Source organism: Burkholderia sp. MR1-5-21, assembly GCF_053427715.1.
Window position 1 is genome coordinate 315,979 of sequence record NZ_JBSAXD010000004.1, and the last position, 13,087, is coordinate 329,065.

General features: G+C 65.6%; 13 protein-coding genes and 1 pseudogene. 11 read left to right on the forward strand and 3 right to left on the reverse strand.

The window, feature by feature from the left end; all coding sequences use genetic code 11:
* Positions 1–27: 27 nt before the first annotated feature.
* The 3 genes from ACV229_RS08015 (at position 28) to ACV229_RS08025 (ending at position 3,081) form a co-directional block, all read left to right on the forward strand.
* Positions 28–372, forward strand: coding sequence for a BMA_0021/BMA_0022 family TOMM bacteriocin (locus ACV229_RS08015; protein WP_448082576.1), 345 nt, complete (start codon positions 28–30; stop codon positions 370–372).
* Between the two features lie 19 nt (positions 373–391).
* Positions 392–748, forward strand: coding sequence for a BMA_0021/BMA_0022 family TOMM bacteriocin (locus tag ACV229_RS08020; RefSeq protein ID WP_448082577.1), 357 nt, complete (start codon positions 392–394; stop codon positions 746–748).
* A gap of 95 nt (positions 749–843) precedes the next feature.
* Positions 844–3,081 carry a TOMM precursor leader peptide-binding protein gene (locus tag ACV229_RS08025; protein WP_448082578.1) on the forward strand — a complete coding sequence of 746 codons (2,238 nt, stop codon included), beginning with the start codon at positions 844–846 and terminating at the stop codon, positions 3,079–3,081.
* Positions 3,082–3,279: 198 nt separating this feature from the next.
* Here the strand turns inward: ACV229_RS08025 and ACV229_RS08030 are convergent, their stop codons facing one another.
* A complete protein-coding gene (locus ACV229_RS08030; protein WP_448082579.1) occupies positions 3,280–3,720 on the reverse strand; it encodes a hypothetical protein in 441 nt (146 codons plus the stop codon).
* 776 nt (positions 3,721–4,496) lie between these two features.
* On the opposite strand from ACV229_RS08030, the gene ACV229_RS08035 reads away from it, so the two are divergent.
* From ACV229_RS08035 to ACV229_RS08050, 4 genes and pseudogenes are all read left to right on the forward strand, one after another.
* On the forward strand, positions 4,497–4,901 hold the full coding sequence (locus tag ACV229_RS08035; RefSeq protein WP_448082580.1) for an OsmC family protein: 405 nt from the start codon (positions 4,497–4,499) through the stop codon (positions 4,899–4,901).
* A pseudogene (locus ACV229_RS08040) lies at positions 4,902–5,486 on the forward strand (class I SAM-dependent methyltransferase); the annotation flags it as partial.
* Between the two features lie 110 nt (positions 5,487–5,596).
* A complete protein-coding gene (locus ACV229_RS08045; RefSeq protein WP_448082581.1) occupies positions 5,597–6,391 on the forward strand; it encodes a YhfC family intramembrane metalloprotease in 795 nt (264 codons plus the stop codon).
* Between the two features lie 291 nt (positions 6,392–6,682).
* The gene (locus ACV229_RS08050) at positions 6,683–7,267 is read left to right on the forward strand and encodes a hypothetical protein (RefSeq protein WP_448082582.1); all 585 of its coding nucleotides are present in this window, start codon (positions 6,683–6,685) and stop codon (positions 7,265–7,267) included.
* A gap of 22 nt (positions 7,268–7,289) precedes the next feature.
* On the opposite strand, the gene ACV229_RS08055 is transcribed toward ACV229_RS08050, so the two are convergent.
* On the reverse strand, positions 7,290–7,886 hold the full coding sequence (locus tag ACV229_RS08055) for a TetR/AcrR family transcriptional regulator (RefSeq protein ID WP_448082583.1): 597 nt from the start codon (positions 7,884–7,886) through the stop codon (positions 7,290–7,292).
* Between the two features lie 347 nt (positions 7,887–8,233).
* On the opposite strand from ACV229_RS08055, the gene ACV229_RS08060 reads away from it, so the two are divergent.
* Positions 8,234–8,938, forward strand: a complete 705-nt coding sequence (locus ACV229_RS08060) for an SDR family oxidoreductase (RefSeq protein WP_448082584.1) — start codon at positions 8,234–8,236, stop codon at positions 8,936–8,938.
* 70 nt (positions 8,939–9,008) lie between these two features.
* Here the strand turns inward: ACV229_RS08060 and fabV are convergent, their stop codons facing one another.
* Positions 9,009–10,211 carry an enoyl-ACP reductase FabV gene (gene fabV, locus ACV229_RS08065; RefSeq protein WP_448082585.1) on the reverse strand — a complete coding sequence of 401 codons (1,203 nt, stop codon included), beginning with the start codon at positions 10,209–10,211 and terminating at the stop codon, positions 9,009–9,011.
* A gap of 326 nt (positions 10,212–10,537) precedes the next feature.
* Between fabV and ACV229_RS08070 the strand changes: the two genes are divergently transcribed.
* The 3 genes from ACV229_RS08070 (at position 10,538) to ACV229_RS08080 (ending at position 12,980) form a co-directional block, all read left to right on the forward strand.
* Positions 10,538–11,071: a GbsR/MarR family transcriptional regulator gene (locus tag ACV229_RS08070; protein WP_448082586.1), complete on the forward strand. Its 534-nt coding sequence runs from the start codon at positions 10,538–10,540 to the stop codon at positions 11,069–11,071.
* A 188-nt stretch (positions 11,072–11,259) separates the two neighbouring features.
* Positions 11,260–12,513: an SDR family oxidoreductase gene (locus ACV229_RS08075; RefSeq protein WP_448082587.1), complete on the forward strand. Its 1,254-nt coding sequence runs from the start codon at positions 11,260–11,262 to the stop codon at positions 12,511–12,513.
* On the forward strand, positions 12,510–12,980 hold the full coding sequence (locus ACV229_RS08080) for a DUF2269 family protein (RefSeq protein ID WP_448082588.1): 471 nt from the start codon (positions 12,510–12,512) through the stop codon (positions 12,978–12,980). The genes ACV229_RS08075 and ACV229_RS08080 overlap by 4 nt, the downstream gene beginning before the upstream one ends.
* The last annotated feature ends 107 nt before the right edge of the window (positions 12,981–13,087 follow it).

Genomic DNA, 13,087 nt, shown 5'->3' on the forward strand with positions numbered 1-13,087 from the left:
CAATTTGTCTATCAGGAGAACAGACCGATGACCGAAGAACTTCGTTTGCCGACGTACGAGCAGTTTCTCGAATACCGAGCCACGATCATCCAGGCGATCGCCCTCGCATGGCACTCTCCGGCGTTTCTCGATGAACTCGAGTCCGATCCGGTCAAGGCGCTGAGCGATCATTTCGGCTACGACTATCCGTTTCAGCTCGACCTGAAGGTGCAGACCAAATCGTCGGAATGGACGCCGGGCGTCAACGGCGACTGGACCGCCGGCCCAAGAAACCGGCTCACGTTGTTCCTGCCGCCCGCGCCGGAGGACGAGACGCAATTCGCGCAGGCGCTGGCCGCCTATAACGCGAATCACATCTACATCATGGATTGACGACATCAGGGAATTCGACATGGCAAAGAACAACGCTAATCCGACGCTCGAATCGATGCTGGAGTTCCAGAAGGTCTATTTGCGCGCGATCGCGCTTTCGTGGCGGGACCAGAAGTTCAAGGACGAACTGCTGAAGAATCCGTTCGACGCGCTCGCGAAGTATTTCAGTTACCAATGTCCGTGGATCATCGATCTCGAGATCGTCAAACCGGGAGGCGGCTACGGCTGGAACGGCAGCGGTAACGGAAGCTGGAACCTGCCGCGAAACGTCATGACGGTCGGCATACCGGAGCAGCCGGCGAGCCTCGGTGAAGAGTCTGTTGCACTCGCGGCCTACTGCGACGCCGGGGCCAGCTACCTGTTCACCTGCTGCTGACCTCGCGCGGCTGCGCCGCGCACGACCGCGCGGTCCGTGCCGGACGGACGGGTCGCGCGGGTTTTCGCCAGCGATTTCTTGGACGGAACCAGACGATGCTCGACGATTTTTCGCGTGTGTTGCGCTTTAAGCCGCATTTGCTGGTGCTCGATGCGGGGCCCGAGACGCTGTTCGTCGTCGACGAATTCAGGCGCGCGATGCTGTCCGGTGCCATCTTCGTGCGGATCGCGGCCTGCTTGCGGGCGCGGATGACGATCGCCGAGATCGTGACATCGCTCGCCGGCACGTTCGGAGATCGGGAAGTGCTCGCCGGGCTCGATCATCTGGTGCGGCGCGGCTACGTGCGCGCCGACTTGCCGCAGGGCGACGATTCGGCGCGCGGCTTTTTCGAGCGCGCCGGACTCGACGGCGACACCGCTTGCGCGCGCATCGCGCAGCTTCGTGTCGCGGTTGCAGCGTTTGGCGCCGACGATGCCGCGTTCAGGCAGGCGTTTGCGACCGCGGGCATCGACGTTGCGCCGGACGCCGAACTGACCATCGCGATCGCCGGTTCCCACGACCGCGACGACCTCGCCGATTTCGCGGCCCGCATTGCATTGGCCGGCGGGGCGCTGCTCGTCGTGGCGGCCAATGGCGTCCAGGCGCTGATCGGGCCGCTGCTGACTGACGCCGCAGCGCTTGGCGACGCGCCGTGCATCGAATGCGTGCGTTACTGGATTCGCATCAACCGGCCCGTCGAGGCGCTGCTCGCGCGGCATCACGGCCACGGCGCGACGCAACTGCCGCCGGCTGTGTCGCGCGCCGGCGCTGTCGCCGCGGCGGCGCTCGTGGCGGCTACGGTCGAGCAGATAGCGGTCAACCCCACCGCTGCGGAACGTGCACGAACGCGTATCGTGTCGCACCGCATCGACACGCTGGCCACGGAGCAGCACCGTGTGCTCAGGCGGCCTCAATGTCCGCGCTGCGGCAATCCCGCGTGGATGCGCGAGCAGGCGGCGCGCGCGCCGCGGCTCGCCGATCGCACGCCGTTCAGGAGTGCGGACGGCGGCTACCGTACCGCCGATCCGCAACAGGTATTCGAGCGCCATGCGCATCTGGTCTCGCCGATCAGTGGCGCGATCGCCTATCTGCACCCGATGCCGAAGCGGCACGCCGGCATGCGCAAGGTCTATGCGTCCGGATTTCTCGTGTGTCCAGCCGCCGTGCCGCGCGGCAACCGGTTCGACAGGATCTGCTCCGGCAAAGGCCGCACCGACGAGCAAGCCCGCGTGAGCGCGTTGTGCGAAGCGCTCGAGCGATTCAGCAGTGTTCATCAGGGTGACGAGGCGACGGTGACCGGCAGCATCGAAGCCCTGCTCGCCGATCCGGCATGTGACGCCGCACCGATCCATGTGAACGATCTACAGCAGTTCAGCGATCGTCAATTCGAGGATCGCGACGCGATCAACGTACTGACCGGCGACGTTCGAAAGCAGGTGCCGCCGCGCTTTACGGCACGCGACGTCATCGACTGGACGCCGGCGTGGTCTCTCGTGACGGGCGCACGCCGTCTCGTTCCACTGAGCTACTGCTATGCGGAGACGCCCGAAAGCGCGCAAGCCGGTGTTGCATGCGTGCACAATCCGAACGGCTGTGCGGCGGGATCGTGCATCGAGGAAGCCATCCTGCAAGGCACGCTCGAATTGATCGAGCGCGACGCGGTCGCGATCTGGTGGTACAACCAGATCCCTCGCCCCGGCATCGATCTGTCGAGTTTCGAGGATCCGTATTTCGATGCGCTCGTGCAGGAATACGAAACGCTCGGATGGCGTATGTGGGCGCTCGATATTACCCACGATCTCGGCGTACCGGCCGTTGCCGCGCTTGCCGAAAATCCGGTGGAGGGACGCTTCTCGATCGGTTTCGGCTGTCATCCGGACGCGCGTATCGCCGTGCAGCGGGCGCTCACCGAAGTCAACCAGTTGCTCGATCTCGCGGCGGACGCGCCGCACCCGTGGGATCGCGCAATGCTTTCAGATACCGGATTCCTGTATCCGGCGAACGGTGTGCGCTGCACGACCCGTTCGGCATGGCAGCCGATCGACGCCGCCACGTTGTCCGAGGCGATCGCGCATTGCGCAGCGCGAATCGCGTCGGCCGGAATGGATGTGCTCGTCGTCGACAAGACGCGGCCCGACATCGGATTATCCGTTGCGCAAGTCATCGCGCCGGGGCTTTGCCATTTCTGGCCGCGTTTTGGCGCGCGACGTCTCTACTCGGTGCCGGTGGCGTTGGGGTGGCGCGCGCAGCAGCGCTGCGAATCGGAGTTGAACAAGGCGCTGCTGTTTCTCTGAGAGGGACCGCCGTCCGGCTCGCGCGAGCATGTGTGCGGGCAAGGGCGGTCCGCCTGTCACAAGTCCGTTACTTCGAGCGGATCACGCCGACGCGAACTGCCGGAAACCAGGCGTTGCTCAACAGCTTGCTGGCGGTGACGGGTCGGGAAAAGGCCCAAACTTGCGATCGGACCAGGTTGATCGACCCGTCTCGCCTGATCAGCGCTTAGCGGCTTGAGGGTATGTTGACGTTACAAACGGATCAAACCACCCATTGGTCTTGCCATTCAGCTGCAGACTCAACGAGTATTGAACCTTCGTTCCTGCCCCGTTGACAGTCCCGGACCAGACGGCGCCGTTGTATCCTGGTTCCTGCGAAGGATGAAAATCCAACTGGCTGATAATCTGCCCAGTAACGCCGGTAATTGCAACGGTCTGCGAAGGATCGATGGAATAAGCATGCCACCTGATCTTGTCTCCGCTTTCACAGAACGTAACCAATTCATGCGTGCCGTCACCGCCGCTCGTCCCATGAGGGTATATGGTGTCGGAGTCGTCCATCATGTATACGTAATCTCCCACGTTACCATTGCTATCACCAGCCTCGTTCGTCGCGCCTGTCACATTTACCGCAACAAGAATATTGATAGTCTTCGACATGATTGCCTCTCGGAAAATAAAAATGAGATTCTCGTCAAACCATTTGACTCGAAAGCAAAACAAAAAACACCTGCTCATCCCCGGGATCAAATCACAATATTCCGAGGGCACTCTCCCAACAAAAAATCGAGGAGATTTTCTTGGATGCATCAGATAATTCATGAATCAATGAAGCTTGCCGCTGTCCAATTGCATATATCCGTAAGCGCCTCCTGGATTTTCACTTGAGTTGTTTTTCTCAAGAGTAGTCTGCGTTGCAGATTATTTGCCGCCGCTTGAAGGCGGGTTGTGGCCCTCGGGTGAGCAGAGGTGCTGCCGGGACTGGTCGTCGGAAACGTTCATTTCCGCGTTTCGGATATCGTCATTGGTCTCCCCTTGGATGCTCAACCCCGAATTGCTTTTTCCGGCAGATTGTCGAGATGAAAGCTAACGATACGCCGCGCCGCCATCCTTTATCGACTGTTATCGAAATGAACCTCGGTGTCGGGAATGGTTTCGAATCTTGTCTCCTCCCCATTCATGAGGTTGTATGAAGAGATTCCCGCTCGAGTCAAAGATTAGACCGGCCGCATTGCCGACTCAATTACATGCGATTACACGACAATAAAGGCGGGTGATCCACGGCTGAAATCGTGGGGTCAGTTCTGCGAGCTGATCGCGGTGCATGCTGGCAGCCGCGTGCCGCGCGTAGTACCGTCGATACCGGAACAGGCGCTTATCTTTTCCAGCTCGCGCGCAGCGCGTAATCTGTCTCCGACCCAGAACCGGAGACCGACATGGCGACTGCCACGACACACCGCGAGCGTTATTGCGTCGCATTGACGGCAGGCCGCCACCGGATCGTCTCGGACACCTGCAAGGATGGCATTGGCGGCGATGCAGGCATGCGTCCGCACGAACTGCTCGAGTGCGCGCTGGCGGCATGCATCTGCATGTCGATCGGGATGGCTGCCGACCGCGCGGGCACCGCGCTGCCGGCGGCGACGGTCGACGTCACCATGGAGCGGTGCGACACCGCGACTCGCTTCAATGCGAGCGTGCGCTTCGACGCGATGCTGCGCGACGACGAGCGGGAGCTGGTGCGCGCCGCTGTGCTCGCATCACCGGTCGCGCGCACGCTCGGCAAGCCGGTTCAGGTCGTGCTGTCTTCAATCGAATCGACGTTACGAACGGAGGGTTGAATGGACCGGATCACGATCGACACCTACGACGCGGCGGCGCAGGCGTTTGCCGACGAATGGCAGGAACAGCCCGCGCCGGCCGACATGCATGCGCTGCTGACGCAGCATTTCGCGCCGGGCGGGCGAACGGCGGATATCGGCTGCGGCGCCGGACGGGACGTCGCGTGGCTGAACGCGAACGGCTTTCCGGCGGTGGGCTATGACGCATCGCCAGGACTGCTGGAACAGGCGCGGACGCGCTATCCGCATCTGCATTTCTTCAACGCGATGCTCCCGGCGCTCGACGGGATCGACGACGCATCATTCGACAACGTGCTGTGCGAGACGGTCATCATGCATCTGCCGCCCGAGCAGGTCGGCGATGCATGCAGCCGCCTGCTCGGCATCGTGAAGCCGGGCGGGGTGCTGTACCTGAGCTGGCGCGTGTCGGAAGGCGAGAGCCGGCGCGATCCGGCCGGACGGCTGTATGCGTCGTTCGACGCACGCGTCGTCACCGATCGGATGCGCGACGCGGAGATCGTTGCAAGCGCCGAAACGATCAACCAGTCTTCCGGCAAGCGCGTGCATCGTCTGATCGTGAAGCGCGCGCAGCGGGGCGGCAGCATACGGCGCGTGGCGGACACGGCACGGCTTGATCTCCCGCGTGGACGTGCGTGCCGATACACTGTCGTCGATCCCGACCCGGTTCGACCGTCATGCCCATCCATCCCGTCGCTTCGTCCATGGTGTTCGTCACGTTTGTCGTCGGCGTCGTCGCGCTGATCGGGCCGCCGCTCGTGGCGGCCGCGTGGCGGCGACGCACGCACGTGTCGTTCAACGCGTTCTTCTGCGGGATGCTGATCTTCTTCGTGTTCCAGCCGGTGCTGCGCATGTCGTGGCAGATCCCGCTGACGCAGTGGCTCGGACGCGATCCGCACTGGCACGCGCCGCTGCTCGTGCTGGCCGCGTTCACGGCCGGGCTGTTCGAGGAGTGCGGCCGGTGGGTCGCGTTTCGTTATCTGCTCGCGAAGCATCGTGACGCGAACACGGCCGTCATGGTCGGGCTAGGGCATGGCGGGCTGGAAGCGATGCTGCTGGTCGGCATCGGTTTTCTCGCGTTGAGCGTCGCGTACGAACTCGCCGCGCACGGACACGTCACGCGCTCGCATGCGATTGCGTTGATCAACCTGCAGTTCGGGGGCATGACGCTCGCGTCGCCGCTGCTCGCGCTCGTCGAACGCGTGAGCGCGATGGCCGTGCATGTCGGGCTGTCGCTGGTCGTGCTGCAGGCGTTCGTCCGCAACCGGAACCGCTGGCTCGTCTACGCGATCGCGATTCACTTCGCGGTCGACCTGGTGGTGGTGTTCCTGGCACGCTACTGGCACGTCGATGCGGTGTGGATCGAGGCCATGCTGTTCGTCGTCAGCGCTGCGATCCTGTGGGGCGGCGTTCGCTGCAGCCGACCGGCGGATCGCGGCGCCGTGTGCCCGAGACGCGACGCGTCCTTGTGATGTGCGGCGTGGTCGTGATCGAAACGTAGTGACGCGCATTCACGTCGTTGGCTCGGCCGATGCGAGCGATGGCGAATGCGTACAGGGCGCGCAATGCGCCGAACCGAGTGAAACGCGATATCGTGTGCAATGCGTCGGACTGACCTGACGAGCCGATGAAGCCATCGTCCGCCGGCAACGTATCCGCTACGCCGCGCGCGCATCCGACCGTCACGCGCGAGCTGCATCCCGCATGCGCCGCCGAAGCGCCGGCATCTTCAACCGTCACAGAACGAACCACTGCCGAATCCGATGAAACGCAGACACGTCGCCATCGCCATCGCCGTCACCGGCCTCCTTATCGCGCTGCCGATCGCGGCGTACGCATTCGTGAAGCCGCTGCGCGTCGTCGCGCCGACGCTGATCTCCGGCGTCACCTGTCCGCAACCGGACATCTGCACGGACGACACCGCGAAGCTCGGCGACGCGCAGCAGTTGTATCGCGACGGCTACGCGCACGCGGCGGCGGCCGTTGGACCGTTCCAGGCGACGCCGCGCGTGGTGTTCTGCACGACGCCGGCATGCGCCGACGCATTCGGCCTCGGCAAGCGTGCGGCGCTGGCCGTCGGCAACCTGGGCGTCGCGGTCGCGCCGCGCGGCTGGCGGACGTTCTACCTCGCGCACGAGCTGATCCATTTCCGGCAGGCGGAAGTGCTCGGCAACGTGGCCGTGGCGACCAGGCCGCGGTGGCTGATCGAAGGGATGGCGTACTCGCTGAGCGGCGACCCGCGTCACCCGCTCGGCGAACCGTTCGAATCGTGGCGCGCGCAATTCGACGCGTGGCACGCGGCGCTGGGCACGCGCGATCTCTGGGGCGCGGCGCGCGCCGTGCAATGACGCTCGGCCGCCGCCGCCCGCGTCACGCCGGCGCGGCCGGATGGTCGAGCGGGTTGGCGAGCGCGTCGGCGAGCGACGTGCGCCCCGCGTCGAGGATCTCGTCGGCGAGCGCCGGATCGACGTCGGCGATCGCACGCGACAGCAGCAACGCTCCGACCATCTGGCTGAATACCGCGAGCGCGTCGCGCCGGTTGTCCGGCGCCGGCTTGCCGTGCGCCGCCACCCGCTCGGCGAGCCGGTCGAGATAGGCGGCAAGGCCGCCCGCATAGCATTCGCGCGCGGCAACGCCCAGCCGCGGCGCGTCGCCGGCGAAGCCCGCAAGCGGACATCCGGCGCCGACGTTGTCGCGATGCTCGGCGGACAGATAGCGCGTCACCTGCGCCGTCAGCGCGCCGCCCGCGGGCGTTTCCGCGCGATCCTGCATCGCCTTGTCCATCACGGCGGCCACCAGCGCATCCTTCGACTTGAAGTGGTTGTAGAAGCCGCCTTGCGTGAAGCCGGCTTCCTTCATCAATTCCGTCAGCCCGACCGCGTCGACGCCGCGCGCCCGGAACAGTCTCTCGGCCGCCGCGACGATCGCGCCGCGGTTCTCGGCCGCCTGCTGCCTCGATACGCCCATTGATCACTCCCTGTTTTCTGCGATCACGTCCATTGAAAATCACAATGGCGATCACCATTGACAACGCCAAAACCGGCTGACACAATCCGCCGCAAGACAATGGTGATCGCCATTGACGCCGAGTGTAGCCGACTTCGCGTGAGCCGCGAAGGGGATGTGGCAGGCTGGGTGTCGGGCGCTCGCAGTCTTTTGGGGCGCGCGCGCGGCAGGGAAGTCTTTCGGCATCGCCTGGGGCTCCCCGCTGCGCGGCGCGGCCAATCGGTATCCAACGCAAACCGTTTCCACCGGATTTCGTGCGTGCCGCGTGCCGGCGTGCGTGCGATCCAGCGACGCTACAAGGAAGGACCATGAAGATCGAAGGCGCAGTCGTGTTCGTCACGGGTGCGAACCGCGGGCTCGGCCTGCAGTTCGCGAAAGAGGCCCTCGCAAGAGGCGCGAAGAAGGTGTATGCGGGTGCGCGCGATCCGGCTGCGGTGACGCTGCCGGGCGTCGTGCCCGTGAAGCTCGACGTCACGGATCCGGCGAGCGTCGCGGCGGCGGCCGATGCGTGCCGCGACGTCACGCTGCTCATCAACAACGCGGGCATCGCGCATGCGGGCAGCCTGGTCGAGCCGGGCGCGGTTGTCGCGCTGCGCGATCATTTCGAAACCAACGTGTTCGGAGTGCTGGCGATGGCACGCGCGTTCGCGGACATCCTGCGCGACAACGGCGGCGGCGCGCTGCTGAACGTGCTGTCGGTCGCGAGCTGGATCAACCGGTCGCAGCTGTCGACCTACGGCGTGTCCAAGGCCGCCGCGTGGGCGGTGACCAACGGGCTGCGTCACTCGCTGCGCGAGCAGCATACGCAGGTGATCGGGTTGCATGCGGGGTTCATCGACACCGATCTGACGCGGGATCTGCAGGTGCCGAAGGCGGCGCCGGCCGATGTCGTGCGTCAGGCATACGACGCGGTCGAGGCGGGTGCGGAGGAGGTCGTCACCGACGAGCGCACCCGGCAAGTGAAGCAGGCGCTGTCGGAAGGGGTGTATCTGCACGACGGCGCGGTGTCCTGAGCGCACCGCGCATCGTGCGGCCCGTCGTGCGCCACGCGGCGCGCGACGGCCATCGAGCGGCGTGCGCCGCTCAGGCCGTCAGGTCGACGATGCCGGGAATCGGCACGTCCGGGTTCACGTCGGCGTCGTAGTCGACACCGGCGATCGCAAAGCCGAACAGGCGCAGGAACTCCGTCTTGTAGCCGGCGAAGTCGGTCAGCTCGTACAGATTGGCGTCGTCGACCTGGTCCCACAGCTTCAGCACGCGCGATTGCACGTCCGGATCGAGCTCCTCGTAGTCCGCGCGCAGGCGGCCTTCGTCGTCGACGTGCGGTTGCGCGCCGTACAGGCTGTCCTTGAGCAGCCCGTAGACCTGCTCGATGCAGCCCTCGTGCGTGCCCTTCTCCTTCATCACCTTGAACAGCAGCGACAGGTAGAGCGGCATCATCGGGATCGCCGAGCTCGCCTGCGTGACGACCGCCTTCAGCACCGACACGCGCGCATCGCCGCCGTGCGCGGCCAGCTGCTCGCGGATCGACAGCACCTTCTTGTCGAGATCCTTCTTCGCCTCGCCGATCGAGCCGTTCCAGTAAATGTCGTGCGTGATCTGCTCGCCGAGATACGTGAACGCGGTCGTCTTCGCGCCGTCGGCCAGCACGCCGGCTTCATTCAGCGCGTCGATCCACATCTGCCAGTCTTCGCCGCCCATCACCGCGACGGTGCCGTCGATCTCTTCCTGCGTCGCCGGTTCGAGCACGGTTTCGCGGATCACTTCCTTGTCGGTGTCGATCCCGCGGAAGCTGACCGTCTTGCCGATCGGCTTCAGCGTCGAGCTGATGACCTGGCCCGTGCGCGGATGCGTGCGGCGCGGCGCGGCGAGGCTGTAGACGACGAGGTCGACCTTGCCGAGGTCGCGCTTGATGGTGTCGATCGTCGCTTGCTTGACGGCGTCGGAGAACGCGTCGCCGTTGATGCTGCGCGCATACAGGCCCTTCTCGGTCGCGAGCTTCTCGAACGCGGCGCTGTTGTACCAGCCGGCCGTGCCGGGCTTCGTCGCGGTGCCGGGGCGCTCGAAGAATACGCCGAGCGTGTCCGCGCCGGAGCCGAACGCGGCGGTGATCCGGGCGGCGAGGCCGTAGCCGGTCGACGCGCCGATCACGAGCACCTTCTTCGGGCCGTTCGCGATCGGGCCGTGCGAAGTCACGTAGCCGATCTGTTCCTTGACGTTGGCTTCGCAGCCGACGGGATGCGTCGTCACGCAGATGAAGCCACGCACGCGCGGTTTGATGATCATGGAAACCTCTTGTGTAAAAGCGGAAGGCCTGGAAACGGCGAAGTTCGCGCATTGTAATGGAAGCGGCGGCCGACGCGGCGGCGCGCGGGCAATCGCGGCGGCGGCCGCGGCGCCGGCGGGGGACGGATCCCTGCACGCGAAGCGCGGTGCTTGCCGGCCCGGATGCCGCTCACGGTTCGGATGTCATCGGAATCGGCGCGCTGTGTCCATTCGTGAATGGCCCGATGTGAACGGGCCGACCCGCGCGCGCCGCATGATCGCAACGCTGCATCGCTGCAGTTATTTCTGTCTTGACAGAAATAACTGAAACACCTAGATTTCCCGACATGGAACTCACACCGATTGCCGAACGATTCATTCTCCACTGGGGCGAGATGGGCTCCCGCTGGGGCGTCAACCGCACTGTCGCGCAGATTCACGCGCTGCTCTACCTGCTCGGCCGGCCGGTTGCCGCCGACGAGATCGCGGAGACGCTGAACGTCGCGCGCTCGAACGTCAGCACGAGCCTGAAGGAGCTGCAGGCATGGCGGCTCGCGAAGGTGGTGCACGTGATGGGCGATCGGCGCGATCACTTCGAGACGTCGACGGACATCTGGGAGCTGTTCAAGCTGATCGTCGAAGGGCGCCGCCAGCGCGAGATCGAGCCGACGCTCGACGTGCTGCGCGATTGCCTCGCGAGCCCGGAGATCGCCGACGAGCGCCGCGAGACCGAGCAGCGCATCCGCGACACGCTGCAGTTCGTCGAGACGCTCACGACGTGGTCGGACGAAATGTTGCGGCTCAAGCCGGAGACGCTGATGAAGGCGCTCGGCATCGGCGCGAAGATCAGCCAGACCGTCAGGCGCAAGCCGTCGAAGTAAGCAGGGCGTGCGGGCAGGCAGCCCGCTTTTTTCGGGATTTGAATTTCTGTCTGTACAGAAATAACTGTAAATAGAGGATGAAAATGAGTGCAACCAGCGTTGCTGGCGTTCCCGTTCACGGCCTCGATCGCGATCGCGTGCTATCAGCCACGCGATGTGCAGCCGGCGCGCGCAGCGGAGGCATTGGCTTGAACATCCTGGTCTGCGGCGCGAACGGGTTCATCGGACGTGCGCTGTGCGCGCGTCTCGAGGCCGGCGGCCATCGCGTCGTGCGCGGCGTGCATCGGGCGGCCGGTCCCGGCGAGGTCGCGATCGACTATGTGCACGACGTGCGGCCCGAACACTGGCGCACGCGTCTCGACGGGATCGACGCGGTAGTCAATGCGGTCGGCATCCTGTCCGAGCGGCGCGGCGCGACGTTCGACGCCGTGCATCGCGCGGCGCCCTGTGCGCTGTTCGACGCGTGCTGCCGCGCCGGTGTTCGGCAGATCGTCCAGATTTCCGCGCTGGGCGCCGAGCGTGGCGACACCGCGTATTTCGCGAGCAAGCTCGCCGCCGATGGGTATCTGCAGACGCTGCCGGTCGATTTCCGGATCGTGCGGCCGGCGCTCGTCTACGGCGCGTCGGGCGCATCCGCGCGATTCTTCCGGATGCTCGCGAGCGTGCCCGTGCACGTGTTGCCCGACGGCGGGCGCCAGTTGCTGCGCCCGGTTCACGTCGACGATCTGGCCGAACTGGTCGCACGGCTGATCGATCGGCCTGCCACGTGCGATCGGATCGTCGAACTGGTCGGCGCAGACGAAGTCGCGTACCGCGAGATGCTCGCGACCTACCGGCAGGCGATGGGGTTTCCGCCTGCCGTGCGCGTCAGTCTGCCCGGCGCGCTGTTCGCGGCCGCCGCGACGCTGTCCGGGCGGATTCCCGGTGCGATGCTCACGCGCGACACGTGGACGATGCTGCGCGCCGGCAATACCGGCGAAGTGGCCGCATCGACCGCGGCGCTCGGCCGGCCGCCGCGGGGCCTCGGCACGTTCATCGGCGCGGAGGCGGCGGCGCTGCGCGCGGAAGCGCTCGCGACGTGGCGGCGTGGGTTGCTGAAGGGGGCGCTTGCGATCGTGTGGATCTGGACGGCGGTGGCGAGCGCATTCGTCCATCCGCTGTCGGACAGCCTCGCGCTGCTGGCGCGCGCCCACGTGACCGGCGCGCTCGCCTACGTCGCGCTGTACGCGGCTTGCGCGCTCGATTTCGCGTTCGGCGTCGCGACCGTCGCCGCGCCCGGCCGGCGCCTGTGGGGCGCGCAGATCGCGCTGATCGCCGTGTATTCCGCAATCATCGCCGTCGCGATGCCCGGGCTGCTGGCCGAACCGTTCGGGCCGGTGCTCAAGAACCTGCCGATCCTCGCGATCCTGGTGATCCTGTTCGGCGAAGAGGTGCGTCCGTGAACCTCTATCTCGTCGTCAAGGCGCTGCACATCCTGTCGTCGGTCCTGCTGGTCGGCACGGGCCTCGGCACCGCGTTCTACCTGTTCTTCGCGAACCGCACGCGCTCGGTGCCGGCGATCGCTGCGGTGTCGCGGCTCGTGGTGCGCGCGGACTGGTGGTTCACGACGCCGGCGGTGATCTTCCAGCCCGCGTCCGGACTGTGGCTCGCGCATACGGCCGGCTGGCCGTGGCACACGCCGTGGCTCGTCGCGTCGCTCGGCCTGTACCTGTTTGCCGGCGCCTGCTGGCTGCCGGTCGTATGGCTGCAGATCGAACTGGCCGCGATCGCGCGGCACGCTCACGCGAACGGTGCGATCGAGTTGCCCGAAAAGTACTGGCGGTACGCGAAGACCTGGGAGCTGCTCGGCTATCCCGCGTTTTTCGCGATGCTGCTCGTGTATTTCCTGATGGTGCTGAAGCCGATGTAGGCGGGGCGATGTGTGGACAGCCTGCTGACGGCCCGCACGCCGGGATTGGGCGGACGCCTGGGCGACGGCAAGCAAGTGATGAGCTGGATTCACCGCGACGACGTACT

Coding starts and splice junctions, on each gene's coding strand:
- ACV229_RS08015 (WP_448082576.1), top strand. CDS start 28: ATGACCGAAGAACTTCGTTTGCCGACGTACGAGCAGTTTCTCGAATAC.
- ACV229_RS08020 (WP_448082577.1), top strand. CDS start 392: ATGGCAAAGAACAACGCTAATCCGACGCTCGAATCGATGCTGGAGTTC.
- ACV229_RS08025 (WP_448082578.1), top strand. CDS start 844: ATGCTCGACGATTTTTCGCGTGTGTTGCGCTTTAAGCCGCATTTGCTG.
- ACV229_RS08030 (WP_448082579.1), bottom strand. CDS start 3,720: ATGTCGAAGACTATCAATATTCTTGTTGCGGTAAATGTGACAGGCGCG.
- ACV229_RS08035 (WP_448082580.1), top strand. CDS start 4,497: ATGGCGACTGCCACGACACACCGCGAGCGTTATTGCGTCGCATTGACG.
- ACV229_RS08045 (WP_448082581.1), top strand. CDS start 5,597: ATGCCCATCCATCCCGTCGCTTCGTCCATGGTGTTCGTCACGTTTGTC.
- ACV229_RS08050 (WP_448082582.1), top strand. CDS start 6,683: ATGAAACGCAGACACGTCGCCATCGCCATCGCCGTCACCGGCCTCCTT.
- ACV229_RS08055 (WP_448082583.1), bottom strand. CDS start 7,886: ATGGGCGTATCGAGGCAGCAGGCGGCCGAGAACCGCGGCGCGATCGTC.
- ACV229_RS08060 (WP_448082584.1), top strand. CDS start 8,234: ATGAAGATCGAAGGCGCAGTCGTGTTCGTCACGGGTGCGAACCGCGGG.
- fabV (WP_448082585.1), bottom strand. CDS start 10,211: ATGATCATCAAACCGCGCGTGCGTGGCTTCATCTGCGTGACGACGCAT.
- ACV229_RS08070 (WP_448082586.1), top strand. CDS start 10,538: ATGGAACTCACACCGATTGCCGAACGATTCATTCTCCACTGGGGCGAG.